Source organism: Pedococcus sp. P1_H8 (assembly GCF_056405175.1).
Window position 1 is genome coordinate 232,108 of the sequence record NZ_JBFUCP010000001.1, and the last position, 26,859, is coordinate 258,966.

General features: G+C 71.6%; 27 protein-coding genes. 5 read left to right on the forward strand and 22 right to left on the reverse strand.

Annotation, left to right across the window (positions count from 1 at the left end; all coding sequences use genetic code 11):
• Window positions 1–102: 102 nt before the first annotated feature.
• The 3 genes from AC1DYG_RS01110 to AC1DYG_RS01120 form a co-directional block, all read right to left on the reverse strand.
• The gene (locus tag AC1DYG_RS01110) at window positions 103–417 is read right to left on the reverse strand and encodes a DUF6167 family protein (protein ID WP_477638052.1); all 315 of its coding nucleotides are present in this window, start codon (window positions 415–417) and stop codon (window positions 103–105) included.
• A 5-nt stretch (window positions 418–422) separates the two neighbouring features.
• Complete coding sequence (locus AC1DYG_RS01115) at window positions 423–806, reverse strand: DUF948 domain-containing protein (protein WP_477638222.1); 384 nt, start codon at window positions 804–806, stop codon at window positions 423–425.
• A 71-nt stretch (window positions 807–877) separates the two neighbouring features.
• Window positions 878–2,212, reverse strand: coding sequence for a replication-associated recombination protein A (locus AC1DYG_RS01120; RefSeq protein WP_477638223.1), 1,335 nt, complete (start codon window positions 2,210–2,212; stop codon window positions 878–880).
• An 82-nt stretch (window positions 2,213–2,294) separates the two neighbouring features.
• Here AC1DYG_RS01120 and AC1DYG_RS01125 point away from each other — a divergent pair, with 82 nt between their 5' ends.
• The 3 genes from AC1DYG_RS01125 to AC1DYG_RS01135 all read left to right on the forward strand — a co-directional run bounded on the left by AC1DYG_RS01125 (window position 2,295) and on the right by AC1DYG_RS01135 (window position 6,188).
• The gene (locus tag AC1DYG_RS01125) at window positions 2,295–4,520 is read left to right on the forward strand and encodes an MMPL family transporter (RefSeq protein WP_477638053.1); all 2,226 of its coding nucleotides are present in this window, start codon (window positions 2,295–2,297) and stop codon (window positions 4,518–4,520) included.
• A complete protein-coding gene (locus AC1DYG_RS01130; RefSeq protein ID WP_477638054.1) occupies window positions 4,517–5,266 on the forward strand; it encodes a GNAT family N-acetyltransferase in 750 nt (249 codons plus the stop codon). The genes AC1DYG_RS01125 and AC1DYG_RS01130 overlap by 4 nt, the downstream gene beginning before the upstream one ends.
• A 97-nt stretch (window positions 5,267–5,363) precedes the next feature.
• On the forward strand, window positions 5,364–6,188 hold the full coding sequence (locus AC1DYG_RS01135) for an alpha/beta fold hydrolase (protein WP_477638055.1): 825 nt from the start codon (window positions 5,364–5,366) through the stop codon (window positions 6,186–6,188).
• Between the two features lie 16 nt (window positions 6,189–6,204).
• Here AC1DYG_RS01135 and AC1DYG_RS01140 read toward each other — a convergent pair whose 3' ends face one another.
• Both AC1DYG_RS01140 and AC1DYG_RS01145 read right to left on the reverse strand, forming a co-directional pair.
• Window positions 6,205–6,633: a VOC family protein gene (locus tag AC1DYG_RS01140; RefSeq protein ID WP_477638056.1), complete on the reverse strand. Its 429-nt coding sequence runs from the start codon at window positions 6,631–6,633 to the stop codon at window positions 6,205–6,207.
• Window positions 6,634–6,642: 9 nt separating this feature from the next.
• The gene (locus AC1DYG_RS01145) at window positions 6,643–7,131 is read right to left on the reverse strand and encodes a helix-turn-helix transcriptional regulator (RefSeq protein ID WP_477638057.1); all 489 of its coding nucleotides are present in this window, start codon (window positions 7,129–7,131) and stop codon (window positions 6,643–6,645) included.
• 124 nt (window positions 7,132–7,255) lie between these two features.
• Between AC1DYG_RS01145 and AC1DYG_RS01150 the strand changes: the two genes are divergently transcribed.
• Window positions 7,256–7,666 carry a hypothetical protein gene (locus AC1DYG_RS01150; RefSeq protein WP_477638058.1) on the forward strand — a complete coding sequence of 137 codons (411 nt, stop codon included), beginning with the start codon at window positions 7,256–7,258 and terminating at the stop codon, window positions 7,664–7,666.
• 118 nt (window positions 7,667–7,784) lie between these two features.
• Here the strand turns inward: AC1DYG_RS01150 and aspS are convergent, their stop codons facing one another.
• Window positions 7,785–9,590, reverse strand: a complete 1,806-nt coding sequence (aspS, locus tag AC1DYG_RS01155; RefSeq protein WP_477638059.1) for an aspartate--tRNA ligase — start codon at window positions 9,588–9,590, stop codon at window positions 7,785–7,787.
• 84 nt (window positions 9,591–9,674) lie between these two features.
• Window positions 9,675–10,064 (reverse strand): YchJ family protein, encoded by a 390-nt coding sequence (locus tag AC1DYG_RS01160; RefSeq protein WP_477638060.1) that lies wholly within the window; start codon window positions 10,062–10,064, stop codon window positions 9,675–9,677.
• A gap of 169 nt (window positions 10,065–10,233) precedes the next feature.
• On the opposite strand from AC1DYG_RS01160, the gene AC1DYG_RS01165 reads away from it, so the two are divergent.
• A complete protein-coding gene (locus tag AC1DYG_RS01165) occupies window positions 10,234–10,716 on the forward strand; it encodes a hypothetical protein (RefSeq protein WP_477638061.1) in 483 nt (160 codons plus the stop codon).
• Between the two features lie 85 nt (window positions 10,717–10,801).
• On the opposite strand, the gene AC1DYG_RS01170 is transcribed toward AC1DYG_RS01165, so the two are convergent.
• The 15 genes from AC1DYG_RS01170 to AC1DYG_RS01240 form a co-directional block, all read right to left on the reverse strand.
• Window positions 10,802–11,857 (reverse strand): class I mannose-6-phosphate isomerase, encoded by a 1,056-nt coding sequence (locus tag AC1DYG_RS01170; protein WP_477638062.1) that lies wholly within the window; start codon window positions 11,855–11,857, stop codon window positions 10,802–10,804.
• A gap of 73 nt (window positions 11,858–11,930) precedes the next feature.
• Window positions 11,931–12,593 (reverse strand): NUDIX domain-containing protein, encoded by a 663-nt coding sequence (locus tag AC1DYG_RS01175; RefSeq protein WP_477638063.1) that lies wholly within the window; start codon window positions 12,591–12,593, stop codon window positions 11,931–11,933.
• Complete coding sequence (locus AC1DYG_RS01180; RefSeq protein WP_477638064.1) at window positions 12,590–14,296, reverse strand: CTP synthase; 1,707 nt, start codon at window positions 14,294–14,296, stop codon at window positions 12,590–12,592. Before AC1DYG_RS01180 ends, AC1DYG_RS01175 begins: the two co-directional genes overlap by 4 nt.
• An 11-nt stretch (window positions 14,297–14,307) precedes the next feature.
• The gene (locus AC1DYG_RS01185; RefSeq protein WP_477638065.1) at window positions 14,308–15,447 is read right to left on the reverse strand and encodes a glycosyltransferase family 4 protein; all 1,140 of its coding nucleotides are present in this window, start codon (window positions 15,445–15,447) and stop codon (window positions 14,308–14,310) included.
• Entirely contained in the window at window positions 15,444–17,096 is a 1,653-nt protein-coding gene (gene murJ, locus AC1DYG_RS01190; RefSeq protein ID WP_477638066.1) for a murein biosynthesis integral membrane protein MurJ, read from the reverse strand. The genes AC1DYG_RS01185 and murJ overlap by 4 nt, the downstream gene beginning before the upstream one ends.
• Window positions 17,093–17,917 (reverse strand): hypothetical protein, encoded by an 825-nt coding sequence (locus tag AC1DYG_RS01195; protein ID WP_477638067.1) that lies wholly within the window; start codon window positions 17,915–17,917, stop codon window positions 17,093–17,095. The genes murJ and AC1DYG_RS01195 overlap by 4 nt, the downstream gene beginning before the upstream one ends.
• A gap of 5 nt (window positions 17,918–17,922) precedes the next feature.
• A complete protein-coding gene (locus tag AC1DYG_RS01200; protein ID WP_477638068.1) occupies window positions 17,923–18,864 on the reverse strand; it encodes a copper transporter in 942 nt (313 codons plus the stop codon).
• Window positions 18,861–20,045 (reverse strand): putative cytokinetic ring protein SteA, encoded by a 1,185-nt coding sequence (gene steA, locus AC1DYG_RS01205; RefSeq protein ID WP_477638069.1) that lies wholly within the window; start codon window positions 20,043–20,045, stop codon window positions 18,861–18,863. Before steA ends, AC1DYG_RS01200 begins: the two co-directional genes overlap by 4 nt.
• Before the next feature lie 138 nt (window positions 20,046–20,183).
• Window positions 20,184–21,920, reverse strand: coding sequence for a DNA repair protein RecN (recN, locus tag AC1DYG_RS01210; RefSeq protein WP_477638070.1), 1,737 nt, complete (start codon window positions 21,918–21,920; stop codon window positions 20,184–20,186).
• Window positions 21,921–21,975: 55 nt separating this feature from the next.
• Complete coding sequence (locus AC1DYG_RS01215) at window positions 21,976–22,938, reverse strand: NAD kinase (RefSeq protein ID WP_477638071.1); 963 nt, start codon at window positions 22,936–22,938, stop codon at window positions 21,976–21,978.
• 26 nt (window positions 22,939–22,964) lie between these two features.
• A complete protein-coding gene (locus AC1DYG_RS01220; RefSeq protein WP_477638072.1) occupies window positions 22,965–23,771 on the reverse strand; it encodes a TlyA family RNA methyltransferase in 807 nt (268 codons plus the stop codon).
• The gene (locus tag AC1DYG_RS01225; protein ID WP_477638073.1) at window positions 23,768–24,061 is read right to left on the reverse strand and encodes a hypothetical protein; all 294 of its coding nucleotides are present in this window, start codon (window positions 24,059–24,061) and stop codon (window positions 23,768–23,770) included. The genes AC1DYG_RS01220 and AC1DYG_RS01225 overlap by 4 nt, the downstream gene beginning before the upstream one ends.
• Window positions 24,058–24,822 carry a hypothetical protein gene (locus AC1DYG_RS01230; RefSeq protein ID WP_477638074.1) on the reverse strand — a complete coding sequence of 255 codons (765 nt, stop codon included), beginning with the start codon at window positions 24,820–24,822 and terminating at the stop codon, window positions 24,058–24,060. The genes AC1DYG_RS01225 and AC1DYG_RS01230 overlap by 4 nt, the downstream gene beginning before the upstream one ends.
• Before the next feature lie 48 nt (window positions 24,823–24,870).
• Window positions 24,871–25,884, reverse strand: coding sequence for an HAD-IIA family hydrolase (locus tag AC1DYG_RS01235; RefSeq protein WP_477638075.1), 1,014 nt, complete (start codon window positions 25,882–25,884; stop codon window positions 24,871–24,873).
• A gap of 1 nt (window position 25,885) precedes the next feature.
• Window positions 25,886–26,647 (reverse strand): tetratricopeptide repeat protein, encoded by a 762-nt coding sequence (locus AC1DYG_RS01240; protein ID WP_477638076.1) that lies wholly within the window; start codon window positions 26,645–26,647, stop codon window positions 25,886–25,888.
• Between the last annotated feature and the right edge of the window lie 212 nt (window positions 26,648–26,859).

Consider the following 26,859-nt stretch of genomic DNA (forward strand, 5'->3'; position numbering starts at 1 on the left):
AGTCCTTAGGCGCATGCGGGGCCACCGACGGGCCGGCATGACGAATCGTACGGGCAAACAACGGGGGTATGCCGGGGCGACGGCGCGGGTGCGCCAGCGCCCCTAGAAAGCTCGTCCGCCTCGCGGGCCCGTGGGGTCGTCGAGCAGCGCCCGTGCCGACGCGGCGTCGAGGCGCGCCGCGTTTGCCTCGGGGTCGTCGGCGGTGCCGGCATCGATGCCCAGGGCCAGGCGGAGCTCGCCCTCACGCTCGGCCATGCCTTCCCGCACGGCGGCGGCGAGCTCGCGCAGGCCGTCACCGAAGTCCGCCAGCCCGTGCGCGACCCCGGTCGGCGTGTAGGCCTCGGCGGCCTTGCTGACCTTGCGCACGGCATACACACCGGCTGCGGCGCCCAGCGCCACCCAGAACAGACGTGCCATGGTGATCAGCCCCTGCGGCGGCGACGGCCGCCTGCGCTGCGGGTGCCCTTGGCACCCATGGCCGAGCGGACGCCGTAGGTGAAGGCTGCGACCTTCACGACGGGCGAGCCGAGCGTGGCCGCGAACAATGCGGTGAGCGCGCTGGCGTTCGTGGTGATCGCCGAGACGTTGGTCGTGATGCCGTCGACCCGGGCCAGCTGCTCGTTGGTCAGGCTGACGGTGTCGGTGAGCTTGAGCAGGGTCGGCTGGACGTTCTCCGTGGTGCTGCGCAGGCTGACCCTCGTCTCGTCGAGGATCTTGCCGGCCTTGCCGACGACGCTGCCCAGTCGAAAGACCAGGAACGCGAAGGCCAGCGCCGCGATCATGCCCGCGATGTCGCCCAAACTCACTGAATCCATGCTGGTCACCCTAACCGACCACGAGGATGCCTCGCGCGACCGCGGCGAGGCCCCATGGCTTGTCAGCCCTTCCGGATGCGGGACTTGAGCCACTCCCACCGAGGGCCGAGTCGCTCCTCGAAACCGCGGTCGGTCGGCCGGTAGTAGTCGGTCTTGCCCTGCAGGTCGTCCGGCAGGTAGTCCTGCTGGGCGACCCCCTCGGGCTCGGAGTGGGCGTAGACGTAGCCGTCACCGTGCCCCAACCGGGTCGCACCGGCATAGCCGCTGCCGCGCAGCGAGGGTGGCACCGCCCCACCACGGCCGGCGCGGATGTCGGCGATGGCCTCGTTGATGCCCGTGTAGGCCGCGTTGCTCTTGGGCGCGAGCGCGTTGTGGACCACGGCCTGCGCCAGGATGATCCGGGCCTCGGGCATCCCGATCTGGGCCACCGCGTGCATGGCCGCGACCGCGGTCTGCAGCGCGGTGGGGTCGGCCATCCCGACGTCTTCGGAGGCCGCGATGACGATGCGACGCGCAATGAACCGGGGGTCCTCACCTGCCTCGAGCATGCGCGCGAGGTAGTGCAGCGCGGCATCGACGTCGGAGCCGCGCATCGACTTGATGAGGGCCGACGCGACGTCGTAGTGCTGGTCACCCGTCTTGTCGTAGCGCACGCTGGCGAACGCCACTGCCTGCTCGGTGTGCGCCAGCGTGATCTGCACGGGCCCGTCCACCTCGGCACCAGCCGGTATGCCGTCCTGCGCCACTCCCGCGGCCGCCTCCAGCGCGGTGAGGGCTCGCCGGGCGTCACCGCCGGAGATGCGCACCAGGTGCTCGGTCGCGTCGGCCGCGAGGGCGTACTCCCCCGCGAGCCCTCGCTCGTCGGCGATGGCAGCCGCGAGGACGTCGGCCACCTCCTCGTCGGACAGGGACGTGAGCGTGATGAGCATCGAGCGGGACAGCAGGGGCGCGATGATGGAGAACGAGGGGTTCTCGGTGGTCGCCGCGACGAGGATGACCTGCCGGGTCTCGACGCCGGGCAGCAGGGCGTCCTGCTGCGCCTTGGTGAACCGGTGGATCTCGTCGAGGAACAGGACCGTCTGGCGGTCGTACATGTCGCGCTCGCGGGCGGCCTGGTCCATGACGGTCCTGACGTCCTTGACACCTGCGGTCACGGCCGAGAGCTCGACGAACCGTCGGTCGGCCGCGGTGGCGACGAGGTGGGCCAGGGTCGTCTTGCCCGTCCCGGGAGGTCCCCAGATGATCGCGCTGAGAGCGCCTGCCGAGCCCCCGGAACCCTCGATCAGCCGGCGCAGCGGGTTCCCCGGCCGCAGCACGTCGGACTGGCCCCGGACCTCGTCCAGCGAGCGCGGCCGCATGCGGACGGCGAGGGGCGGCAGCGAGGCCCCCGACGGCATACCGTCGCCGTCCCGCGCGGACGCGGCCACACCGAACAGGTCGTCGTCGGCACCAGTTCCCACGGGTGGCAGGCTATCCCCCGTGACCGACGCGCCCGACCACCCATCCGCCGCCGCCGCTCACCCCGACCGGTCCACCTCCGCCCTCTCCCACCTCGGCGGCCTCGCGGGGCGCCACCCGAAGACGGTCATCGTCGTCTGGCTGCTCGCCGTCGTGGCCGCGTTCGCGGGGGCGACCGGCGCCTTCGGCAACCAGTCGCTCTTCGACCGCCTGCAGTCCGGCGAACCCTCCGTCGCCGGCGAGAACCTCCAGGGCCGCGACCAGCTCGTCGCCGCAGGCCGGTCGGCCACGTCGACCTACATCCTCCAGGTGACCAGGGCCGACGCGGCCGCACCCTCGGCGGTCGCGGCCGTACGCTCGGCAGCCGAGACGATCGGTCGCCTAGACGGGGTGGCCTCCGTGGCCGCGCCCCAGCTCGTGCCGACGGGCCCGGAAAGCCCGGCGGCCAAGGCCTTGCTGCCGACGTCTGGCGATGGGTTCGCCGCGGTGGTGACCTTCGAGCGAGGGCTCACGAGCGAGGAGCGAGACCGCGCGCAGGCCCGAGTCGACACCCAGTTCCACGCCCTGGTCGCCGCCCTGCCGGGTGCCGAGGGCACGACCGGCGGCCTGGCCGACCTCATCGAGGCGATCACGTCCCAGGTGGAGACCGACCTGCGCGCCGGCGAGGGGATCGCGCTGCCGATCAGCTTCCTGGTGATGGTGCTGGTCTTCGGTGGTTTCGTGGCGGCCGGCATGCCGATCATCGGGGCCATCGCCTCCATCGCCGGCGCGCTCGCCTCGCTGCTCGGGTTCTCCCACGTCATCGACCTCGACGCCACCGTGGTCAACGTCGTCACGGTCCTCGGGCTGGGTCTGTGCATCGACTACGGGCTCCTGACGGTCAGCCGGTTCCGCGAGGAGCTGCGCAGCCGCGTGCAGGGTCGCCCCGCCGCCGAGATCACGCGCGACGAGATCCTCGCGTCGGTCGCCCGCACCGTGGACTCGGCCGGTCGGACCGTCGTCTTCTCCGGCCTGACCGTCGCGATCTCCCTCGGGGGGCTGCTCGTCTTCGAGGCGTCGATCCTCAAGGCCATCGGCTCGGCCGGTTTGTCGGTGGTCCTCGTGGCGATGCTCGTGGCCCTGACCCTGGTCCCCGCGCTCTGCGTCGTCGGCGCGCGCCGACTCCTGAAGCGCGGCACCGAGCAGGCCCCCGAAGAGGGAGTCTTCTCCCGCCTCGCCACCCGAGTGTTCGGTCACCCGCTGCTCGTCATCGTCGCCGTGCTCGCCGTCCTCGCAACCCTTGCGGCCCCGGCCCTGCACCTGCGGCTGACGTCCTCCGGCAAGGAGCTGCTGCCTGTCAGTGCACCCCAGCGTGAGTTCTTCACGGCGCTAGAACGCAACTACCCGCAGCTGTCCGGTCCCGACGTGCAAGTGGTGGCCGAGGCAGGGCTCCAGCAGACCCAGGCGTACGCCGGGTCGCTCCCGGTCGTCGACGGGCAGCGCCTCACCGGCCGGGTCGAGAGCGTCAACCCCGGTCTGACGGTCGTCGAGATCGACACCCCGGGTGGCGCGCTCGGCGACGGCGCGCGCGACGCCGTCACCGCGCTGCGGGCCGACCGCCCGGACTTTCCCACCAAGGTGATCGGCGAGGCCTCGGGCCTGCGCGACTTCACCGACTCCCTGCGCGAACGCGCCCCCATCGCCTTCGCGCTGGTCGCCCTCGCCACCCTCGTGCTGCTCTTCCTCATGACGGGATCGGTCGTCATCCCGGTCAAGGCGCTGCTCATGAACGTGGTGTCCCTCGGCGCCAGCCTGGGCGTCGTCGTGTGGATCTTCCAGCAGGGGCACCTGGAGGGCCTGCTGGGCTTCGACTCCGTCGGGGCGATCGAGTCGACGATCCCGATGCTGGTGCTGGCGTTCGGGTTCGGGCTGTCGATGGACTACGAGGTGTTCCTGCTGTCGCGCATCGTCGAGCTGCACGAGCGGGGCGTCGGCAACGACGAGGCCGTCATCGCAGGCTTGCAACGGTCGGGGCGGATCATCACCTCGGCGGCGGTGCTCGTCGTGATCGTCTTCTCCGGCTTCGTCGCCGGGCAGCTGCTCGTCATCAAGGAGACGGGCGTCGGTCTTGCCGTGGCGGTGCTGCTCGACGCCACTCTCGTCCGGATGCTGCTCGTACCCGCCACGATGGCGCTGCTCGGCGACTGGAACTGGTGGGCGCCCCAGGGTCTGCGGCGCTGGCACGCCCGGTTCGGGATCACCGAATGACGTTGCGGCAGATCACTTCCCACACCGACCTCCTCGACGCCACTGGTGGCAGCGCGTTCATCCGCTACGACATCCCGACGCCCTTGGAGGGCACGGGCTACGCCCTTGGTGACGCCGTGGCCCTCCCCCGGCGCACCCACACCCGCCGGCTCGGGATGCTCCTCATGGGCCCCACCTCGGACGTCGGGCGCCTCGTCGGCGCGATGCTCACCGGGGGGGTCCTTCCCCCAGAGCTCCGGTCCGTCACGGTCCAACGGGGATCCCTCGAGGCCGTCGCCGCCCACCTACGGCTCATCGACGGCAACGAGTGGGAGTGGCTGTATGCCGCGACGGCACCTTCCGTGGTCCCCGCGGAGTCCGGTCTGGTCACCCTGGACGACACCGACCTCGGCGAGATCCGCGAGCTCCTGGACGTGGCCAACCCGGGCACCGACGCGCGGCCCTTCGAGTTCCCCGAGCAGCACTGGGTCGGCGCTCGGGACGACTCCGGCCGCCTGATCGCCTGCGGTGTCCGCGAACCCAACGTCGCGGGCTGGCCGGTCCTGTCAGGGATCACCGTCCATCCACGCCACCGTGGGACGGGGCTGGGACTGGCCGTCACGGCATACCTCACGCGCGCGGCGGTCCGGGAGCGCGGGGCGTGCACCCTCGGGATGTACTCCGACAACGCCGTGGCGCGCCGGCTCTACACCGGACTCGGCTACGGCGACGTGCACGAGTGGTCGAGCCGCCGACTGGCCGGCTGACAGGGCGTTCCGACCTGCGCGAACGCCGCGGATGTGCCTACATTCGGAGGACCCGGCACCACTGTCGTGCCCCAGAAGCATCGAGGAGAGGACTGCCATGGCCACCGTGTCCAACGGCGACGTCGAGATCCACTACGAGGACAGCGGCGGCTCCGGCCGTCCGGTCGTGCTGATCCACGGTTGGCCGCTCAGCGGTGCCTCGTGGTCCACCCTGACCCCGGCTCTCCGGGAGGAGGGCTACCGCGTGATCACCTACGACCGCCGCGGTTTCGGCCAGTCCGGCAAGCCCGGCGCCGCCTCCTCCTACGACTACGACACGCTCACCGGCGACCTCGACGTCCTGATGTCCGAGCTCGACCTGCGGGACGCCAGCCTCGTGGGCTTCTCGATGGGCGGCGGCGAGGTGGCTCGCTACGTCGGGACCTACGGCGAGGACCGCGTGCACAGCCTGGTCTTCGCCGCGGCGATCCCGCCGTGCCTGCTGAAGGACGACGACCACCCTGACGGCGCCCTCGACCTCGACACGGTCAGCGGCATGCAGGGCCAGCTCCGCGAGGACCCCGACGGGTTCCTCGACGGCTTCCTGACGAACTTCTTCAGTGCCGACGGTCAGCTCAAGGTGACCGAGGAGCAGCGCCAGGACGCGCTGGCCCTCGCGGCCCAGGCAGACGTCCACGCCGCTGCGGAGTGCATCCGCTCCTGGGTCAGCGACTTCACCGGCGACCTGGCACAGGTCTCCCTCCCCACCTTGGTCATCCACGGCGACAGCGACGCCATCGTGCCCTTCGAGGTCTCAGGTCAGCGCACCCACGAGGCCGTGACCGGCAGCGAGCTCGTCGTCCTCGAGGGCGGACCCCACGGGATCTTCGCGAGCCACACCCAGGAGTTCAACGCGGCAATCGTCGCCTTCCTCGCGCAGTAGCCCCTCCGCATCCGGGTCAGGTGATGTCGGCGGGGTTGTACATCTTCTGCTCGACGAGCACCATCCAGTTGCCCGAGTTGTCGCGACACACGGCTTCGACGCCGTAGGGGCGGTCGGTCGGCGGCTGGATGAACTCGACCCCCTTGGCGACCAGCTCCTCGTGGGTCTTGCGGCAGTCGTCGACGTTGAGACCCAGACCGTTGAGGCCCCCGGCGTCCTGGGCGCGCTTCATCGCCTCAACCAGGTCGGCATCCATCGGCGGTCCGGGGATGGCGAGATTGACGAGCAACTCGGGTTGCGACGGGTGGATGACCGTGCACCAGCGGTAGCCGTCGCCGAGGGTGATGTCGTCCTTCTCCTCAAATCCGAGAACCTCGGTGTAGAACTTCTTTGCGTCATCCTGGTCCTTGACGAAGACACTGATGATGGCGATGTTGTTGATCATGCGTGGAGCCTAGGAGCCGCGGGGCTCGGCGTGCTTCTCCTCGATTGCGGACTCGCGTGGCACCGTGTCGGTCGACCTCTCTGCGAGGCCCCACATGAAGACGTAGCAGCCCGGGATGTGCGGTGCGCCCGCCACGGCATACCGGGCCTGGAACTGCGACGGCGTCTCCCCCACGATCGCCTTGAACCGGCTGGAGAACGAGCCGAGGGACGAGAACCCGACGGCGAAGCACACCTCGGTGACCGACAGGCCGGTGGCCCGCAACAGGTCCTGGGCTCGCTCGATGCGACGCTGGGAGAGGTACTCGCCCGGCGTCAGGCCGTAGGTCGCCTTGAACAGTCGCAGAAAGTGGTACTTGCTGACCCCGGCCACGGCCGCCAGGGACTCGACGTCGACCGCGCCGGCATAGTGCCGGTCGGCGTGGTCACGCGCCCGACGACGCAGGTGCACGAGCACGTCGTCGGGCGCCCGCAGTGCCTTGTCACCCACGAAGCCCATTGTGCCGCGATGGGACTGTGCGGTTGCAGGACTAGGCAGATCGCTGGATCTGCCGAGCGAGCCGCGCTCCTAGGCTCGGGCTCACCATCCAGTTTGCGCGCAGGGGGCCCGAAAGGAACGTCCGATGCGATCCCCTGTCCGCCTGACCATTGCAGCAGCACTCACCGTCCCCTTTGCCGCCATCGCCAGCCTGCCGGCCGCGGCAGCCCCTGCCCGCGCCGGGCTCGTCACGGTCCAGTGTGGTTCGACCACGTACCAGACCTGGGTCAACGGGAATGGCGCCTTCACTCCGGCCCACGACCTTGGGAGCACGAGCACGCTCATCCCACTGGCCTTCGGCCCCACGACGTTCACGCTGACCGACCCGAGCGGTGTCGTCGTCGAGTCAGGCACCGACCCGGCGGCAGCCAAGGGCAGCTCGGCGCACGCAGCCGGTGCGAAGTGGTGCAGCTTCTCCATCACCGGGACCGACGAGGACGGCTTCACGTTCTCCGTGACCGGCGCTGTCCTCGGCAAGGTGACGCCGATCGGCTGAACCCGGCCACCTGGCCGACTACCCGGGCGATCGGGGATCAGCGCGCGCCCGAGCCCGGACAAGGGTATGCCGCCCGCKCGAGGTGAGCGGGCGGCATACGGGCCGTGCCCGAACGGCCTCAGGCGTCGGTCATCTCGTGGGCAGCCTTCACCTCTGGCTTGGCGTCGACGCCGGCCTCCTTGCGCTGCTCGGACGTGATCGGCGCGGGAGCCGCGGTCAGCGGGTCGTAGCCGCCGCCGGACTTGGGGAAGGCGATGACGTCGCGGATCGAGTCGGTGCCGGCGAGCAGCGAGACGATGCGGTCCCAGCCGAAGGCGATGCCACCGTGCGGCGGGGCGCCGAAGGCGAACGCGTCGAGGAGGAAGCCGAACTTCTCCTGCGCCTCCTCCTCGGACAGCCCCATCACCTTGAAGACGCGCTCCTGAACGTCGCGGCGGTGGATACGGATCGACCCGCCGCCGATCTCGTTGCCGTTGCAGACCATGTCGTAGGCGTAGGCGAGCGCGGGGCCGGGGTCGGTGTCGAAGGTGTCGAGGAACTCGGCCTTGGGCGAGGTGAACGCGTGGTGCACCGCGGTCCACGCACCTGCTCCGACCGCGACGTCACCGGCGGCGACCGCCTCGGACGAGGGCTCGAACAGCGGGGCGTCGAGCACCCAGAGGAACGACCAGGCGTCCTCGTCGATGAGCTCGCAGCGTCGGCCGATCTCGAGGCGCGCGGCACCCAGCAGGGCCCGCGACGACTTGGTGGCGCCAGCGCCGAAGAAGACGCAGTCGCCGGGCTGGGCGCCGACGTGGGCGGCCAGTCCGTCGCGCTCGGAGTCGCTGAGGTTCTTGGCCACCGGCCCGCCGAGCGAGCCGTCCTCCTGCACCAGGACGTAGGCCAGGCCCTTGGCGCCACGGCTCTTGGCCCAGTCCTGCCAGGCGTCCAGCTGCTTGCGCGGCTGCGAGGCACCACCTGGCATGACGACGGCGCCGACGTACTCGGCCTGGAACACCCGGAACGGCGTGTCCTTGAAGTACTCGGTGCACTCGACGAGCTCGTTCCCGAACCGCAGGTCGGGCTTGTCGGAGCCGAACCGGCGCATCGCGTCGGCGTAGGTCATCTGCAGGAACGGCGTCTGCAGCTCGACACCGATGAGCTTCCAGACCTCGCGGACGACCTCCTCGCCGAGCTCGAGCACGTCCGCCTGCTCGACGAACGACATCTCGATGTCGAGCTGGGTGAACTCCGGCTGGCGGTCGGCGCGGAAGTCCTCGTCGCGGTAGCACCGAGCGATCTGGTAGTACCGCTCCATCCCCGCGACCATGAGCAGCTGCTTGAACAGCTGCGGGCTCTGCGGCAGGGCGTACCAGGAGCCGGGGGCCAGACGCGCGGGCACCAGGAAGTCGCGGGCCCCCTCGGGGGTGGACCGGGTCAGCGTCGGCGTCTCGATCTCGACGAAGTCGCGGGCACCGAGGACCGAGCGGGCCGCGGCGTTGACGCGCGACCGCAGCCGGATCGCCGCGCCGGCGGAGCTGGCACCGGGACGACGCAGGTCGAGGTAGCGGTGCTTGAGGCGCGCCTCCTCGCCGACGGTCACGCGCTCGTCGATCTGGAAGGGCAGCGGCGCCGAGGCGTTGAGCACCTCGATCGAGCTCGCGACGACCTCGACCTCGCCGGTCGGCAGGTCCGGGTTGACGTTGTTCGCGGTGCGGGCGACGACCTCGCCGGTCGCGCGGATGCAGTACTCGTTGCGCAGGTCATGGGCCGCACCGGTGAGGACCTCGTCGCGAGCCACCACCTGGACGATCCCGCTGGCGTCGCGCACGTCGAGGAACGCCACTCCGCCGTGATCGCGCCGACGGGCAACCCAGCCCGTGAGCGTGACGGTCTGGCCGGAGTGGTCGGCACGCAGGGTGCCGGCCTCATGGGTGCGGAGCACGAGAGATCCTTCGATTCAGTCGGGTGGTGAACCCGGCCATCCTACGGACCGGCCCACGCGGCTCACGAATCGGTTTGGTGTTGGTCAGCCCACTTCGCCGTCGACGTAGACCCAGCGCCCGGCCCGCCGCACGAAGTGGCTGCGCTCGTGCAGCACTCCCTCGGAATGGGCCGCCTCGAACTCGACCTCGCCGCTCGGATCCCCCTCGCGGCCGTCGGCCGTGGCCAGCACGGTCAGCCCGAGCCACCGCGGCCCGTGGTCGAGCTCGAGTGCGGCAGGACGGGTGCGGGGGTGCCAGGTGCGCACGAGGTAGGCCTCGTCCCGGACGACGAAGGCGCAGTAGCGGCTGCGCATCAGCTCCACGGCCGTGGTGGCCGTGCGCTGGCCGTCGTGCAGTGGCCGGCAGCAGTCGGTATACGGCAGACCGCTCCCGCAGGGGCACCCCGTGGTGGCGCCGGTCCCGAAGACGCCCACTCAGTCCGCCGCGACGGCGGTCGCAGGGCTGGTCGCGCACGGTCGTGCACGGCGGGGAGTCGGGGTCGGGTCCGTCATGGGGTCACGCTAACGCAGCGTCACGCTGCTGGTGGGTTGACTACTGCAGGCGGCTGAGCCGTCCGACCGACGCCGCGCCTACCGTCGCACCATGGACATCTCCCGACGGGTCCGGTCGGTCGTCGTGGGCGCCGGCGCCGGCGTGGCGGCCGCAGCGCTGTGGGGTGCGACGGCCTGGTTGGCCCCACCCGTGCCCGGCAACGCCGTGCTGGCGACGCTGGCTGTGTTCACGGCGGTGGCCGCGGCCGGATGGCTCCGGCGCAGGAGGTCCGGGGTCGTGGCAGCGCTCACGGCGGGGTTCGTCGGGTCGTGGATCATCGTCGTGGCAGTTGCCCTGATCATGCCGTTGGTCCCTGACCGGTGGGTCCCGACGATCGTCACGGTGGCGATGAACCCGGCCGCCAATGTGCGCGAGAGCCGCATCGAAGCCGTCGACCCCTACATCGCCCTGCTGTTCCTGGGCACCGTGATGGGGATGGCCCTCGTCGTGGCACTGCTCCCCAGGCTCCACCGGCGGTTGCTGGCTTGGCTCGTGCCACCGGTGCACCCCTCTCCCGTGCCCCAGGTCCGCTAGGGGGTATGCCGCGTGGCCGGGCCMCGCGGCCTGGCGCATCGCCGGGACGAAGGCCGGGGCGCGCCGGGTCGATCGTCCGGCCGGGTCAGGCGCGCACGCGGCCGGGCTCGCGCGACGGTGAGCAACGGAGCACCGTGACGGTGCCGTCGACGACGAGGTCGCCCGCGGCATGCGGGACCAGCAGGGTCTGGCCAACCCACAGCGGCGTCGGTTCCTGGTGGGCCGAGCGGAGCGTGCCGGCGCCGTCGACGACGACGAGCACCGAGAAGCCGGCGTCCAGGTGTGCGGACTCGTTCCGGGCCTGGATGACATCGGCGAGGAAGTACTCGGCGGCCTCGGGGGGCAGCGCGGGGCGGACCCCGCTCCCGTCCAGCCATCGAGTCCGCAGGTCGCCGACGCCTTCGCTGTCCAGTGCGGTCCGGGCAACGCTCTCGAGCGCGACCCGAGGGTCGAGTCCCAACCAGGCCTGGTCGGCGTCGATCCCGAATCGCTCGTGCTCGAGCATCACGGAGATGTCAGTGGGTTCCTGCAGCTCGACCACGAGGACGCCCGCCCCGATCGCGTGCGGCTGTCCTGCGGGCACGAGGACGGCGTCGCCGCGCTGGACCTCGAAGCCGTTGAGCAGTGCGAGGAGGCGCTCGTCCTGGGCCTGCACGAGCTCCGCGAGACGCGCTGCGTGGACGTCCTCGCGGAACCCGACCCACACCATCGCACCCGGCTCGGCGGCGATGACCAGCCATGCCTCCGTCTTGCCGTGCGCGCAATCGAGGTGACGGGTGGCGAACGACCTGTCGGGATGGCTGTGGACGGGCAGCCGCTCGCCTGCGTCGAGCAGCTTGACCAGGAGCCCCGGTGCCGCACCGTGGCGAGCGAGGTGGTCCTCCCCCAACCAGGCGACGGCGTCCTGCTCAAGGGCGTCCGAGAGCAACCGCCCATCGGGCAGCACGGTGAGCCCGTCCCCTCCCTCGGCGAACAGCTGCGTCGTCGAAGCCAGCCAGTCCTCGGGACGGCGGCCGTCGAAGTCGTCGGGCACCTCGAGGCCGCGGAAGGCCAGGATGCGCTCTCCGCCTCGGTAGAACCGGCGCGGCGTGTTCGGCGTGAGGGGGACGACCGCGCCCACGGGGGTCACCTGGGGTGTCACAGCGCGGCTCCCACCAGTCGTGACAACGACGTCATGGCATGTGACGATAGCCCGCTCTGTCGCGCCCGACGACCTACCGCCGGTATGTCGGGTGGCTGGGCCACGGAGCGTCGTGCGGCCGGAGCGTGCTCCAGCCCAGGTCCCTCGCCGCGAGCGCCGCGAGGGCCGCGATCGCGATCGTGGCGTTGTTCACGCGACCGGCGAGGACCGCGTCACGCACCTCTTCGAGCGGGACCCAGCGCACCGGCATACCGAGCTCTTCACCGTCCCTCGCGTGGCGGTCGGACTCGGGGACGGGCGTGAGGTCACGGGCGAGGTAGATCCGCAGGGCCTCGTCGAGGCCACCCGGTGAGCTGACGTAGTCCGCCAGCACGTGCCAGGTCGCGGCCCTGAGGTCGGCTTCCTCGTGCAGCTCGCGAGCGGCACCCACCTGGGGCGGTTCCCCCGTGACGTCGAGGAGGCCGGCCGGGATCTCCCACTCGAAGGTCCGCACTGGGTGCCGGTACTGCTGGATGAGGCAGAGCCGACCCTCGTCGTCGAGGGCTGCCACGGCCACGGCGCCGGGATGGCGGACGTACTCGCGGGTCACCTCGCCGGCCGCACCGAGGTCGACGCGCTCGCGCACGACGTCCCACACCAGCCCGTGCATGGCCACCTCGGAGTGGCGCACCGGCAGGGACTCGTGTCGGTCGGCGAGCACTCCCGCGTCGCCGGACCCGTCGCGGTCCGCGCTCACGCGGAGGCGTCGACCGTGCTGCGCGGCCGTTCGACCTCGACCAGACGGGCCGCGCGCTGGGCGTTGATGGCGGCCTCGACCAGTCCGGCGAACAACGGGTGGGCCCGGTGCGGCCGGGACTTGAACTCGGGGTGCGCCTGCGTCGAGACGTAGTACGGGTGCACCTCACGGGGCAGCTCGACGAACTCGACGAGGTTGTCGTCCGGCGAGAGGCCGGAGAAGACCAGGCCGGCCGCCTCGAGCTGCTCGCGGTAGCCGTTGTTGACCTCGTAGCGGTGCCGGTGGCGCTCGTCCACGGCCACGGCGCCGTACGCCTCGGCGATGACCGATCCCTCGGCGAGCTTGGCGGGGTAGGAGCCGAGGCGCATCGTGCCACCGAGGTCACCCGCACCCTCGACGAACGCCTTCTGCTCCTCCATGGTCGCGATGACCGGGGCCGGCGTGTTGGGGTCGAACTCGGTCGAGCTCGCGCCCTCGATGCCGGCGACGTTCCGCGCGTACTCGATGACCATGCACTGCAGGCCCAGGCAGATGCCGAGCGTGGGCACCTGGCGCTCGCGGGCCCACTTCAGGGCGCCAAGCTTGCCTTCGATCCCGCGCACGCCGAAGCCGCCCGGTACCAGCACGGCATCGACGCCGCCGAGCGCCTTCTGCGCGCCGGACTCGGTCTGGCACTCGTCGCTGGCGACCCAGCGGATGGAGACCTTCGCATCGTGGTGGAACCCACCTGCACGCATCGCCTCGGTGACCGACAGGTAGGCATCCGGGAGGTCGATGTACTTGCCGACGAGGGCGATCTCGACAGTGTGCTCGGGGCTGTGCACGCGCCGGAGCAGCTCGTCCCAGTCGTGCCAGTCGACGTCACGGAAGTTCAGGCCGAGGCGACGGATGACGTAGGCGTCGAGGCCCTCCTTGTGCAGGACCTTCGGGATGTCGTAGATGCTCGGGGCGTCGACGGCCGCGGCGCAGGCCTCGGTGTCGACGTCGCACATCAGCGAGATCTTGCGCTTGATGCTGTCCGGGATCTCGCGATCCGCGCGCAGCACCAGCCCGTCGGGCTGGATGCCGACCTGACGCAGCGCGGCGACGGAGTGCTGGGTGGGCTTGGTCTTGAGCTCGCCGCTCGGGGCGAGGTAGGGCACGAGCGAGACGTGCAGGAAGAAGACGTTGTCGCGGCCCACGTCGTGGCGGACCTGGCGAGCGGCCTCGAGGAAGGGCAGGGACTCGATGTCGCCGACCGTGCCGCCGATCTCGGTGATGATGATGTCGGGAGCATCGGACCGCGAGACCCCGGGGCTGCCGGCCGCCTGGGCGCGCATGCGCTCCTTGATCTCGTTTGTGATGTGCGGGATCACCTGGACCGTGTCGCCGAGGTACTCCCCGCGCCGTTCCTTGGCGATCACCTGGTTGTAGATCTGCCCGGTCGTGACGTTGGCCCGGCCCACGAGGTTGCTGTCGAGGAAGCGTTCGTAGTGACCGATGTCGAGGTCCGTCTCGGCACCGTCGTCGGTCACGAAGACCTCACCGTGCTGGAACGGGTTCATCGTGCCCGGATCCACGTTGAGATAGGGATCGAGCTTCTGCATCGTCACTCGCAGTCCGCGAGCACGGAGCAGATGTCCGAGGCTGGAGGCGGTCAATCCCTTGCCCAGAGAAGAGGCAACGCCGCCGGTTACGAAGATGTGTTTCGTCTGTTCCACCACGGGGTTCAAGCCTACGTCATGCCGGGCAGGGCTGAGTACCACTGGTGCCAGCGACTCGCCGTGGCTTTGCCGTCGTCCCACGATGTGGCCCGCTCCCGGCCCGCCGCGGAGGCGGTATGCCACGCGGCTGGGTCAGCCAGGAAGCGCTCGACAGCGCCTGCCAGGGCCAGGACATCACCCACGGGCACGAGGGCGCCCACACCCTCGACCAGGTCCTTGAGGCCGCCGGTGTCGGTGGCCACGACCGGCACCCCCGCAGCCATCGCCTCCTGCACGACCAGCGCCCGCGCCTCCCAGCGACTCGGGAGAACGAAGACGTCGGCGGCACGCAGCCAGCGCTCGGGATCGGCCTGCGACCCGACGAAGCGGACGGCGGCGCCGACCGCCTCGGCCCTGCGCCGCAGCCGGCGGAACAGGTCGTCGTCACCGTCGCCCACGACCACCCACACCGCCTGTGGCGCGGGTTTCTCACCTCGTTGGACCGATACGTGCGCTGCGGCATCGACCAAGGTCTCGAGGTCCTTCTGTGGCGCGATCCTGGCGATGGTCAGAACCAGCGAAGCGTCGGGCTCCGGCTCGATTCCGTTCTCCCGCAACAGGTCTGCTGCGAGAGCTCGGCGCTCGACGTCGCCCAGCGGCTCGTCGGCGAGCAGTCCGGGCACGCGCGGCGACGGCACTGGTGCGAGGTGTGGCTGGTGCGCGCCATGCCGTCTGGCCTCGTCGACGAGGTCGGTGCTCGCACCGGTGACGAGGGCCGCACGACGGGACACGAACCGCTGGATGGCGGTCGACGCCCTGCCGCGCAGACCACCAGTGGCCAGGACCGCATTGTGCTGGCTGACCACCACGGGAGTGTGCGTCCCGACAGCGACCAGCGTCGCCACCAGGCCGGCTTGGTGTCCGTGGGCGTGCACGACCTCGGCAGCACCGACCAGCCTGCGCAGCCGCCCCAGGCGGCGCAGCGAGCGGACCAGCCCGGCTGCCCGTCCGGGCCACCACAGCCGCGCATCCGTGATGCCGAACCTCTGCGCCGTGAGCTCGTCCGTGACGAGGCTGACGTCGTCGCCCAGCTCACGCAGACCCCGGGCCAGGTCCACCGCGTGGGTCCCGATGCCGCCGGTGCTGCGCCCGACCAGCACCACGACCTTCATGACCCGCTCCCCCGGCGGCGGCTGCGGCCGCGTTCGCGCAGGGCCTGCATGGCCTGGCGGTCGGCGACCATCATCACGCCCAGGTAGGCGACCAGCGTCACGAGCCCGGTCAGCAGACCGCTGCCGAGGGCCGACCACAGGGAGTCCGGCGACAGGCCCCGCGCCACGGTGTCGCCGACCGCGAGCCCTACCGCCACCGCGACGACGGCAGCCCCGAGGGTCCGGCCGGAGCCCTGGACCGCCTCGGCGCCCCAGGCGCTGCGCACCAGCAGCGCCAGTACCACCGCCGACACGGTCATGCCCAGGGTCGAGCCGATGCCGAGCACCCCCAGCGTCGTGCCGGCTCCCGAGCCCTCCGGGACCAGTGCGATCGGAACCAGGGCCGCGAGCGCCCACCCCGCGGCCACCGCGAGCGCTGCATGGATGGGTCGGCCACGGACGTAGAGCGCGCGGGTGAGCAGGGCCGCGACGGAGAACCCCACCAGGCCCGGGGCATAGGCCGACAACGCGCCGGGAAGCGCCGCCAGCGCCGCCGCACCACCAGCGTCCGCGGCACTGTCGAAGGAACCGAAGAACACGCCGACCGGGCGCGAGACCGCCATGAGCACCGTGACCGCGCCCGCCGTGAGCAGAAGGATGCCCCTCAGGGCGGCAGCCAGGGTGTCACGCGCCGAGATCCCGACCTGCTCCTTCAGCTCCTCCACGGCGCTCGAGTGGGCCAGCGCCGGGAAGGCGGACGTCGCGATCGGGACGGCCAGCACGGCATACGGGAGCAGGTAGACGGCTTGGACGTAGGCGTAGACGTTGACCACGCCGGTGTCGACGGTGCGGGGCGCGTGGGTGAGCCACAGCGTGGCGGCGACGGCGGCCTGTTGGGCCACGAGGGCGATGACACCCGCGCCGGCGAGCGAACCGGCCCGGCGGGCCACCCCCTCCGGGAAGCTGAAGGTGAGCCTGATCCGGACCCCGGCTCGCAGGGCCGGAACCAGCAAGGGCAGGCTCAGCACGACCACGCCGAGGGTGGTGCCACCCGCCAGCACCCAGGTCGCCCGGGTGGAGATGTCGGCAGGGGTGGTCGTGGGCTCGGCAGCGACCCGGTAGCCGAGGTAGGCGGCAATGACCACGAGGCTGGAGAGCAGGGGTGCGAGAGCGGCCGCCAGGAACCTTCGATGCGCCTGGAGCACGCCGGCCAGGACGACACCGACGCCGTAGAGCGCCACTTGGGGCGCGAACACCAGCAGCATCGTGGTGCCGAGGTCAGCGGCGCCGGGCACCGTCGTGTCGCCGAGCAGCGCCTCGCTCAGCCACGGTGCCGACAGCGCCAACAGGATCGAGAGGGGCACCAGCACCGCGACCGCCCACGTGAGGAGGGCTGATGCCGTCCGGTCGGCGTCCGCACGTCGCCCTGCACCCAGCTGGCCGGCGATCAGCGGCACGGCCACGGCGGCGAGGGCGCCACCGGCGGCGACCTCGTAGACGACGTTCGGGAGCATGTTGACCGTCTGGTAGGTGTCCCCCACCCCGCCGGCGCCCACGGTGCGCGAGAACACGATGGTGCGTCCGAAGCCCGCCAGCCGTGCCAGCAGGGTCACCACGGCGATGAGCGCCGCGGCCTTCGCGACCGAGGTGCCGACCGACCTCGCCGTCATCGACGACCCAGGGCGTCCAGCTCGCGCAGCACCGGGGTGGACTCGATGACCTGGGTGAAGGACACCTTCTCCGAGGCCAGCGTCAGGGCCGTCAGGACGGCCAGTGCGGCCCAGCGGCCTCGCCTGCCGCTGCGCTGGACGAGGGCGGCGCCGAGCAACGCGCCCGCGCTGTTGGCCCCGGTGTCGCCGAGCATCGCCTCACCGGAGAGGTCTGGACCCAGCAGCCCGACGGCGGCTCCCGCCGCGGCACCCGCGGCTGCGGCTGAGCGCGGTGCGGTCGCCGTCAGCGCGCCGAGCAGGATCGTGGCCTTGAGGGCACGACCGGGACGCAGGTCGAGGAGGTTGAGGAGGTTCGCCGTCCCCGCGATCACCGCGCCACCCACGAGCGTGTCCACAGCCCCGGGTAGGCCGCGCGGCCGGTGCTCGCGGCTGTGCACGCCGCGGTCGATGAGGGCGGCCGACACCAGACCGGTGATGCCGAGGCCGACGATCTTCACTGCCCCGGTGGTGACCTCACCCCGGGCGAGGGCGCCCAGGTGGCCCTTGAACCCCTTGCTGCTGGAGTCCCCGGCCAGGTCGTCGAGACCGCCGAGTCCGGCCGAGGCGACCGCGGCCACGACGGGCCCCGGCCCGGCGCCCATCAGGGCGGACGCGCCCGCTGCCCCGACGGCGTACGCGGGTCCCTCGAGCAGGGTGAGGGTCCGACCGGCGTGGTTGGTGCGGTCCCAGGTCGCTGAGCCACCCGGCGGGCGGTCGCGCAGCAGACGCAGGGCGGAGGCCGCGAGTGCGCCTGCGACGGCGCCGGACACCAGTGCACGCACGGCGGCTACTTGGTCGCCAGCTGGGGGAACGTGGCCGCGGCGTCGGACGCGAGGCCGTACTGTCCGGACTTGCCGGCCTCCTGCTCGAGCAGTCCGAAGACGAGGCTCGCCTGGCCCATGGGCAGCTCGGCGTTGTCGACCGTGGTCAGGACCTTGGACTGGTCGCCGTCCTCGCGGGCGGTGCTGATCACCGACGTGGTGTTGGTCGCCCCCGAGCCCGCGCTCTGGGCGATGAGCACCGCTCCGGCGCCGGCCCCGTCGAGAGCACCCGCCAGTCGGCTCAGGCCCGTGGCGCGCTGTTCGCGGGCCGGGGTGTCCGAACCGGTCACCGGTCCGGCGACGATGACGGCGATCGAGGACACGATGACCTTGTCGGGGGTGTAGCGGATGAGGTCGCCGGTGCGCAGTCCCTCGAGCGCTGCGGCGGCACCGGCTGTCGTCGAGCCGGCCTTGGCCAGCACCGACCGCGCGAGCACCTCGTTGACGACGTCCCCGCCGGACTGGTCCACGGGCACCCCGACCTGGCCCGCCAGCTGCTGGCCGAGGGTCGCCCGGAACGCGGCCTTGTCGGGGTCGATCCAGTTGTCCTGCACCGAGATCGTCGAGCCGACCACGGCACCTGCCGTGGCCAGCGTGCCCTGCGTCGTCTTGACGAGGTTCGCGTCCGCACCGGGCAGGACGACCACGGTCACCGTGGCGCCCTTGAGGCGCTCCGCGAGCAAGGTGCGGTTGCTCGCCGCGGTGAACTCGTCGCGGGCCTGGGTGCCCTTCTCGGCCACGTCGAGCTCGCCGCGCAGGGCAGCCTTGTCGTTGCGCAGGTTCTTCACCTCGGAGGTGAGCGTGTTGCCGATGTCCTCCTTGAGGGGGCCGGCGCCGAGCACGATGCCCACGGCCAGGGCCATGAAGATCGAGACGATCGAGACGAGGTGGTAGCGGAAGTCGATCACGTGACAATTCCTACGACGAAGGACCAGAAGTCGTCCCAGCGGGCGCCGAGTACCTGGAGGAACGCGCGCCCACCCGTCGTGGACCACAGCGCGGCGAGCAGGGCGCTGAGACCCACGAGCAACATGAGCGTGAGGGCAAGATTGGAGATGCGCGAGCGGTAGAGCCGGCTGACACCCTTGGCGTCGATGAGCTTGCCGCCCACCCGAAGCCTGGTGAGGAAGGTGCTGGCCATCCCGCTGCGACCCTTGTCGAGGAACTCGACCAGGGTGGCGTGGGTGCCGACGGCGACGATCAGCTCGGCACCCTTGTCGTCGGCGAGCAGCATGGCGACGTCCTCGCTGGTCCCGGTGGCGGGGAAGACGACGGGTTCGACACCCAGGCGCCGAACCCTCTCCAGCCCGGGGGCGTTGCCGTCGCGGTAGGCGTGCACGACGATCTCGGCGCCGCAGCGCAGCGTCGAGTCGGAGACCGAGTCCATGTCGCCGACGACCAGGTCCGGCTTGAGCCCGACCTCGAGGAGCGCGTCGGCGCCGCCGTCCACGCCGATGAGGACCGGACGGTACTCGCGGATGTAGCTGCGCAACATGCGCAGGTCTTCCTTGTAGTGGTAGCCGCGCACGACGATCAACGCGTGCCGACCGTCGATCTTGGTCGTGATGTCGGGGACACCGACACCGTCGAGCAGGAGATCGCGCTCGCGGCGGAGGTACTCCATGGTGTTGGCTGCGAACGCCTCGAGCTGGACGGCCAGCCCAGCCCTGGCCTCGACCATGGAGGACGCGACCAGCTCGTGGTCGAAGGCCTGCCCCTTGGCGACGACCTCGTCGCCCACCCAGATCTGGTCGCCCTCGATGCGGACCTGCTGCCCCTCGTGCAGGTCGTGCATGACGTCCTTGCCGACGTTGTCGATCAGCGGGATGCCCGCGTCGACGAGGATCTCCGGTCCCAGGTTGGGGTAGCGACCGGAGATCGACGGCGCGGCGTTGATCACCGCCGCCGGCCGGCAGGCGAGCAACGCCTCGGCACTGACCTTGTCGATGTCCTGGTGGTCGATCACCGCGATCTCGCCGGGACGCAACCGCTTCGTGAGGTTCTTGGTGCGGGCGTCCACGCGGACCAGCCCGCGTACCCCCGGGGTCTCGGGGTCGCGGGCTCGGTGGCGGGGGAACTTCAAAGGCATGGTGTCCCATCCTCCCATGGGCCCTTGGGGATGCCGCGCGCCCCACGCGGGTGCCCGGCCGCGACCTGGGTCACGTCGACCGTCCACCGGCGGCGGCAGGCCCCCCGGATCTCTCGGCTGGGGCCGCGGACCCGCTGGTCAGACGCGGACAGTGGAGGTACGGACGGTCGAGGCACGCCGGGAGGCGGTCTCCTCGACGAGCTCACGGGCGTGGTCGAGCGCCGTTCCGGTGTCGACGCCAGCCATCATCCGCGCCAGCTCGCGCAGCCGCTCCTCGCCCTCGAGGGCGTGCACGCCGCTGGACGTAATGTGGCCATCGCTGGACTTGCGAACCACCAGGTGCCGGTCGGCGTAGGCAGCCACCTGCGGCAGGTGGGTCACCACCACGACCTGCGCGTGCTGGGCGAGAGCGGCCAACCGCGCGCCCACGTCGAGTGCAGCAGCACCTCCGACCCCCGCGTCGACCTCGTCGAACACGAACGTGGGGATGTCACTGCCGCCGGCAGCCCCGGTGACGACCTCGAGAGCCAGCATCACCCGCGACAGCTCACCGCCTGAGGCCGCCTTGGCCACCGTGCGGGCGGGACTGCCAGGGTTCGCCGCCAGCAGGATCTCGACGTCGTCGCCGCCATGGCCGGCCAGGCCGGCGGAGCGAGGGGTCACGGCGACGTCGACCGTTGCCTGACCCATCGCCAGGTGGGCGAGCTCGCCGGTCACGGCGGCAGCGAGGCGCTTGGCCGCGGCGCCCCGCGCCTTCGTCAGCGCCCGGGCGGCGTCTGCGCGCTCCTGGGTCAGCCGGAGCACCTCGGGCTCGAGCGCCTCGATCCGGCTGTCCGAGCCCATCAACGTGTCGAGCCGCTGGGCCGAGGTGCGGCCCCACTCCAGGACGTCGTCGATCGTCTCGCCGTACTTGCGGGTCAGGGCCGTCAGGTCGGCACGGCGCTGCTGCACCCACGCCATCCGGGCCGGGTCGACCTCCACGTCGGTGAGGTAGCCGCTGAGGTCCGCCGCGAGATCGGCCGCGAGGTACCCGAGATCGGCCAGCCGCCGGTCCAGCTCGCGCAGCGCGGGGTCGTGCTCGACCTCGCCCGTGAGGGCCTGGCGCGCGGCGGCGATCCTCTCCACCGCGCTGGGCGCCGGCTCCGCGGCATACTCCTCCTCGCCGGCGAGGTGGTCGTGGGCGAGGGACGCCGCACGGCGAAGTCCCTCGGCGTGGGCGAGGCGCTCGTCCTCGACGCGCAGGTCGGCGTCCTCGCCGGACTGGGGATCGACCTGCTCGAGCTGCTCGAGCCCGTGCTGCAGCACCTCCATCTCGCGAGCCCGGTCGCGGGCCTGCTCACGCAGGCCCGCCAGCTCGGCAGTTGCGGCCTGGTGGGCGTCGTAGACGTCGGTGTAGCGCTGGAGGACCTTGTGCAGGGGCGCTCCCCCGAACTGGTCCAGGACGGCACGGTGCTGGTCGCTCTGCCGCAGTCGCCACTGGTCGGCCTGGCCGTGGACGGCGACGAGATGCTCGCCGATCTCGCTGAGCACACCCACGGGGGCCGTGCGGCCGCCCACGTGGGCCCTCGACCGGCCCTCTGCCGACACCGAACGCACCAGCACCAGGCCATCGGTGACGTCGGCCCCTGCCTCGGCGGCCCGCACCGCGGCGGGATGGTCGCTGGTCACGTCGACGACTCCCTCGACCACTGCGGTGCCGGCTCCGGCCCGCACGAGCCCGGCGTCGGCGCGGGCACCGAGGAGCAGCCCCAGGCCCGTCACGACCATGGTCTTGCCGGCGCCCGTCTCACCGGTGACGACGTTGAGCCCGGGGTGCAGCTCGAGGACGGCGTCATCGATGACGCCGAGTCCCTGGATCCTCAGTTCGGACAGCACGGTGCACAGCCTCTCACGCACGACCGACGCCGCCGGTCAGGCTGGCGGTCGGGCGTCACCCTGGCGGGGGGAGCTGACCCGCGCGAGCGGCGTCCTCGCGGCGTGCCTCGCCACGCCACCCGTGGATGGACAGGTCGAACTTGGCCACCAGCCGGTCGGTGAACGGGGACGTGGTGAGCCGGGCCAGCCGGACGGGCGTCTGCGACCGCACGACCTGGATACGGGCACCCGGTGGGAGGTCGACGGCGCGCCGGCCGTCGCACCACAGCGCACCGGTGCCCAGGGTGTCGGGGACGACCTCGAGGGCGAGGTGGGAGTTGGGCCCGAGCACCATGGGCCGGGCGAACAGTGCGTGCGCGCTGATGGGGACCAGCAGAAGGGCTTCGACGTCCGGCCAGACCACCGGCCCACCGGCAGAGAACGCGTAGGCGGTCGACCCGGTGGGCGTCGCGACGACCACTCCGTCGCACCCCCAGGTGGTGAGGGGGCGACCGTCGATCTCTGCGACGACCTCCAGCATGCGTTCGCGGTTGGCCTTCTCGACGGTGACCTCGTTGAGCGCCCAGCTGGTGTAGACGGGATCGCCGTTGACGTGCGCCGACACCTCGAGGGTCATGCGCTCCTCGACCGAGTACGTCTTGGCGACGATGTGCTCCACCGTGGAGTCGATGTCCTCGCGTTCGGCCTCGGCGAGGAAGCCGACGTGGCCGAGGTTGACGCCCAGCAGGGGCGCACCCGTCCCCCGCGACACCTCGGCGCCGCGCAGGATGGTGCCGTCCCCACCGAGCACGCACACCAGCTCGCACCCCTCGGCCGCGGCGTTGCCGTCGTCGACCAGCGTGACGCCGGGGTGCTGGGCCAGCTTCACGGCGGTGGCCTCATCACGCTGGACGACCACCTCGATACCTGCGGCGTGCAGACGTTCGACGACCGCCGCCGCGACGTCCTGGGCCTCCTGGCGGCGCGGGTGGGCCACGAGCAGGACCTTGCGTCGCTGCGTGGTACTCCCTGGGCTCACGGTGCTCTCCCCACGATGGTCGTCGGTCACGGTGCGGTGACCTCGTCGGCTCTGCTCACCAGAGCCTCCCATCCCATCGACTCGGCGTCGCGGGGGGTCAGCCACAGCAGGTACTCGGCGTTGCCCTCACTGCCCTCGATCGGGCTCCTGGCCAGGGCCCGGGGGTGCAGCCCTGCGGTGACCGCCGCCCGGGCGACTTCGGTGACCGCCCAGGCCCGGTCACCCTGGGTGCGGACGATGCCCCCCTTGCCGAGCCGGGTGCGACCCACCTCGAACTGGGGTTTGACCAGCACCACAGCATCGCCGGTGTCGAGGAGCAGCTCACGAAACGTGTCGAGGACCAGGGTCAGCGAGATGAAGCTCAGGTCGGCCACGAGCAGCTCCACCGCTCCCCCGACCTCGGCGGCCGTGAGACCGCGGACGGTGGTGCGCGACCGGTCGGTGACCCTCGGGTCCGCGGCCAGCTCGGGCACCAGCTGGCCGTGCCCGACGTCGAGCGAGGTCACGTGGGCGGCGCCCTGGTGCAGCAGCACCTGCGTGAACCCGCCGGTCGACGCGCCCACGTCCAGGCATCGCTTGCCCGCCACCGTGAGCCCCGCGGGTCCGAAGGTCTGCAAGGCCCCCACGAGCTTGTATGCCGCGCGGCTCACCCACCGCGGTCCCTCCTCGCGCACCTCGATCGGCTGGTCGGCGCCGACCGGGGTGGCCGCCTTGGCAGCGGGCTTGCCCTCGATGCTCACGTCCCCAGCGTCGATCAGCGCACGGGCGTGTCCTCTGGACCGCGCCAGTCCACGGCGGACGAGCTCGAGGTCGAGCCGGGCGGTGTCGCTCACTCGCCGCCGAGGTCGGACAACCGCGCCTGAAGCGTCTGCTGCACCCGCTGGCCTGCCTCGATCTGGGCGTCGAGGTCGTCGCTGGGAGCGTTCTGCAGGTCCTGCAGGGACGCGTCGATCACGATGTCACCGGTGGCCTGGTCGCCCAAGCCCGCGCCGAGCGATTCGGCGCGGTCGGTCGGGTTCTCGTGCCGGGAGGCATGGGCGACCGCTGCGCCGAGGCTGGCGCCCAGGGCTCCCTCGTGGTCGTCGCTCGGTGCGTCGGTCGCGTCAGTCGTCTGGTCACTCACTCTGCAGCCTTCTTGGCGGTCGTCTTCTTCGCGGTCGCCTTCGTGGCGGTTGCGCTCTTGCTCGCAGTCTTCTTCGCAGCGGTCTTCTTCGCCGCAGGCGCGCTCGTCTTTGCAGTCTTCTTCGCAGCGGTCTTCTTCGCCGCAGGCGCGCTCCGGCTCGCAGTCTTCTTCGCCGCAGGCGCGCTCCGGCTCGCAGTCTTCTTCGCCGCAGGCGCGCTCCGGCTCGCAGTCTTCTTCGCCGCAGGCGCGCTCGTCTTTGCAGTCTTCTTCACGGCAGTCTTCCTCGCTGCATTGCTTGTGGGCGTTGGCACGCGGGCAGGCTCAGCGGCGGGCGCGGGTGCCCGGTGGGCGGTCGTCACCGCTCCCGACACGCCGACCGAGCGGGCCAGCGGGCTGCGCGACGCTCCGGCGACCGCTGCCGCACCGGTGGCGGCGAGCATCGCCCGGAGCTCGCCCAGCTCCTTGGTGACCACCGTCAACGCGGCCCTGGCAGCATCCACGTCGGCGACGCGGGCCACGTCCGCCTTCTTCAGGGCCGACTCCACCTCACCCTGCACGAGGGTGAGCAAGTTCGCCCGATTCGCGCGCGCGGCCTCGAGCAGCTGGTCCGCGAGCGTCGAGGCCTGCACGGCCCGCCGGGTGACCTCGTCGGCGCCGGGGAGGGCCAGCAGCCCCTGGGCTGCCTCCATCGCCTTGGCCTTGGTCATCTCACCCAACCCACTGGCGAGCTGCACATAACTGCGCACGGATTCGAAAGCCACGATGGTCCTCCTCGATGGAGCGGCGGGATGTCGCTCGCGTCCCTCACGCTACTGCCATGCGTCGATCTCGGGAACGAGTCTGCGCACCGCGTCGAGATCGAGCTCGTCATGGTCGAGCGCCTCGTGCAGGCAGGCTGTTCCGGCTCGAGCCGCCTCGATGGGACTCCCGACGCTGGCCACGTCCCAGGCGCCGTCGACGACGCGACGGCGGTCCCCGCCGCACACCCACCAGACGTAGTCGGTCTCGGCCGGCAGGTAGGGCTCCGAGAGCGACCGCAGGTCCTCGAGCAGGTAGGTGGGACGCAGTGGGGCCGGCGCCACGGCCAGGCTGGACACGCTGTCGACCCCGGTGAGCACCAGTGCCGAGTCCATTCCTGCTTCCACGGCCCCGGCCACATCCGTGTCCAGACGGTCGCCGACAGCCAGAACCTGGGCCGGCAGCCGGTCCAGGCGTCGCGCGCAGAGCTGGTACAGCGGCGCATGCGGCTTGCCGACCACGAGCGGGTCGCGACCCGTGGCTCGTTGCACCGCCGAGACGAGGGTGCCGTTGCCCGGTGCGGTCCCGCGGTGGGTGGGCAGGGTGGCGTCCGTGTTGGTCGCCACCCAGACGGCGCCCGCCGACACGGCATACGCAGCCTCTGCGAGGTCTGCCGCGGTGACGGACGGTCCGTAGCCCTGGAGCACGCCTGCCACCGCGAGGCCCGGGTCGTCGCGCGTCTCCTGCGGCGTCAGCACCCCGAAGCCTTGGTGCTGCAGCGCTTCGCGGACGCCTGCACCTCCGATCGCCAGCACGGTGGACCCGGAGGCCAGCAGCCCGGACAACGCGACCGCCCCCGCCTGCGAGCTCGTCGCGACGTCGCGTCCGGTCACGTGAAGGCCAAGGTCGGTGAGGTGCGCCGCGACTTCCTCGGGTGGGCGGGAGGCATTGTTGGTGGCGTACACGATGGGCACGGTCAGCGAGGTCAACGCGGTGACAGCGTGGTCCACCGCCTCGGGGCCCCGGTAGACGACCCCGTCGAGGTCACAGACCACCGCCGCATACTGCTCGATCAACCCGGGCACGCTAGCGGGCGTCCTCGCCGGAAGCCTTTCCGCCAGCGGATGGGGACTCTGCGGCGATCTCGCCGTCGCCGCCGTCGCCGCCGTCCACCTCGTCCTCTTCACCTTCGAGCAGGTCGGTCAGGATGACTCCATCCAGCTCGGCCAGGCGCTCGGCCGCATCGGTCTCCAGTTCGTCGTCAGCGTCGGCTGCCTTCGCGAACCAGTCCCGGGCGTCTTCCTCACGGCCGACAGCGAGGAGGGTTTCCGCGTACGCGTAGGACAACCGGGCGGTCCAGGGCTTGCGCCCCGCCTTCAGCTGGGGGATCTCCAGCGCCAGCTGCGCAGCCTCGGGCTGACCGAGATCGCGGCGGATGCCGGAGATGACGATGGCCAGTTCGACCCGGTCCTCGACGGCCAGGGTCTTGGCCTCCGGAGACATCGCGAGCTCGAGCGCACGCTCCTGCCGGCCCAGCCCCCGCTCGCAGTCGACCATGAGGGCGAGCAGGTGCGAGGAGCCGCTGAGTCGACGTGCGGTGCGGAACTCGCTGAGCGCGCGGGCCCACTCCCCCTTGCGGTAGGCCACCAGGCCCAGCGCCTCCCGGGCCGCGGGGACTCGCCCAGCGCGGCGAACAGCTGTCTCGGCGTGCGCCTCGGCACTCTCGAGATCGTCCACCTCGAGCAGGGCCGCAGCCATCACCAGGTGTTGGGCGACCCCCTCGGCGTTCTCCTTGCTCAGGGTGCGCAGCTGCTGGTGCACGGAACGATCCAGCTCCTTGCCCGTCACACCTTCGGCGATGCGAGGTTCGGGAAGCTTGGGCTTCTTCGGGGCGAGACGCGGGCCACCGCGCTCTCCGTTGTCGAACGCACTGGCATCCCGGGAGCCACCCCGTCCGCCGGAGCCGCCCCGTGGTGCATGACCGCCACGGTCGCCACGGTCGCTTCCAGGGCGGCCACCGGAGGCGCCACCACGAGAGGAGCTGCTGGGGCCGTCGCGAC

What these genes read in the sequence shown, in the direction of transcription:
- AC1DYG_RS01110 (WP_477638052.1), bottom strand. Translation starts at nt 417, where the DNA reads ATGGCACGTCTGTTCTGGGTGGCGCTGGGCGCCGCAGCCGGTGTGTAT.
- AC1DYG_RS01120 (WP_477638223.1), bottom strand. Translation starts at nt 2,212, where the DNA reads ATGCCGTCGGGGGCCTCGCTGCCGCCCCTCGCCGTCCGCATGCGGCCG.
- AC1DYG_RS01130 (WP_477638054.1), top strand. Translation starts at nt 4,517, where the DNA reads ATGACGTTGCGGCAGATCACTTCCCACACCGACCTCCTCGACGCCACT.
- AC1DYG_RS01135 (WP_477638055.1), top strand. Translation starts at nt 5,364, where the DNA reads ATGGCCACCGTGTCCAACGGCGACGTCGAGATCCACTACGAGGACAGC.
- AC1DYG_RS01140 (WP_477638056.1), bottom strand. Translation starts at nt 6,633, where the DNA reads ATGATCAACAACATCGCCATCATCAGTGTCTTCGTCAAGGACCAGGAT.
- AC1DYG_RS01145 (WP_477638057.1), bottom strand. Translation starts at nt 7,131, where the DNA reads ATGGGCTTCGTGGGTGACAAGGCACTGCGGGCGCCCGACGACGTGCTC.
- AC1DYG_RS01150 (WP_477638058.1), top strand. Translation starts at nt 7,256, where the DNA reads ATGCGATCCCCTGTCCGCCTGACCATTGCAGCAGCACTCACCGTCCCC.
- AC1DYG_RS01165 (WP_477638061.1), top strand. Translation starts at nt 10,234, where the DNA reads ATGGACATCTCCCGACGGGTCCGGTCGGTCGTCGTGGGCGCCGGCGCC.
- AC1DYG_RS01185 (WP_477638065.1), bottom strand. Translation starts at nt 15,447, where the DNA reads ATGAAGGTCGTGGTGCTGGTCGGGCGCAGCACCGGCGGCATCGGGACC.
- murJ (WP_477638066.1), bottom strand. Translation starts at nt 17,096, where the DNA reads ATGACGGCGAGGTCGGTCGGCACCTCGGTCGCGAAGGCCGCGGCGCTC.
- steA (WP_477638069.1), bottom strand. Translation starts at nt 20,045, where the DNA reads ATGCCTTTGAAGTTCCCCCGCCACCGAGCCCGCGACCCCGAGACCCCG.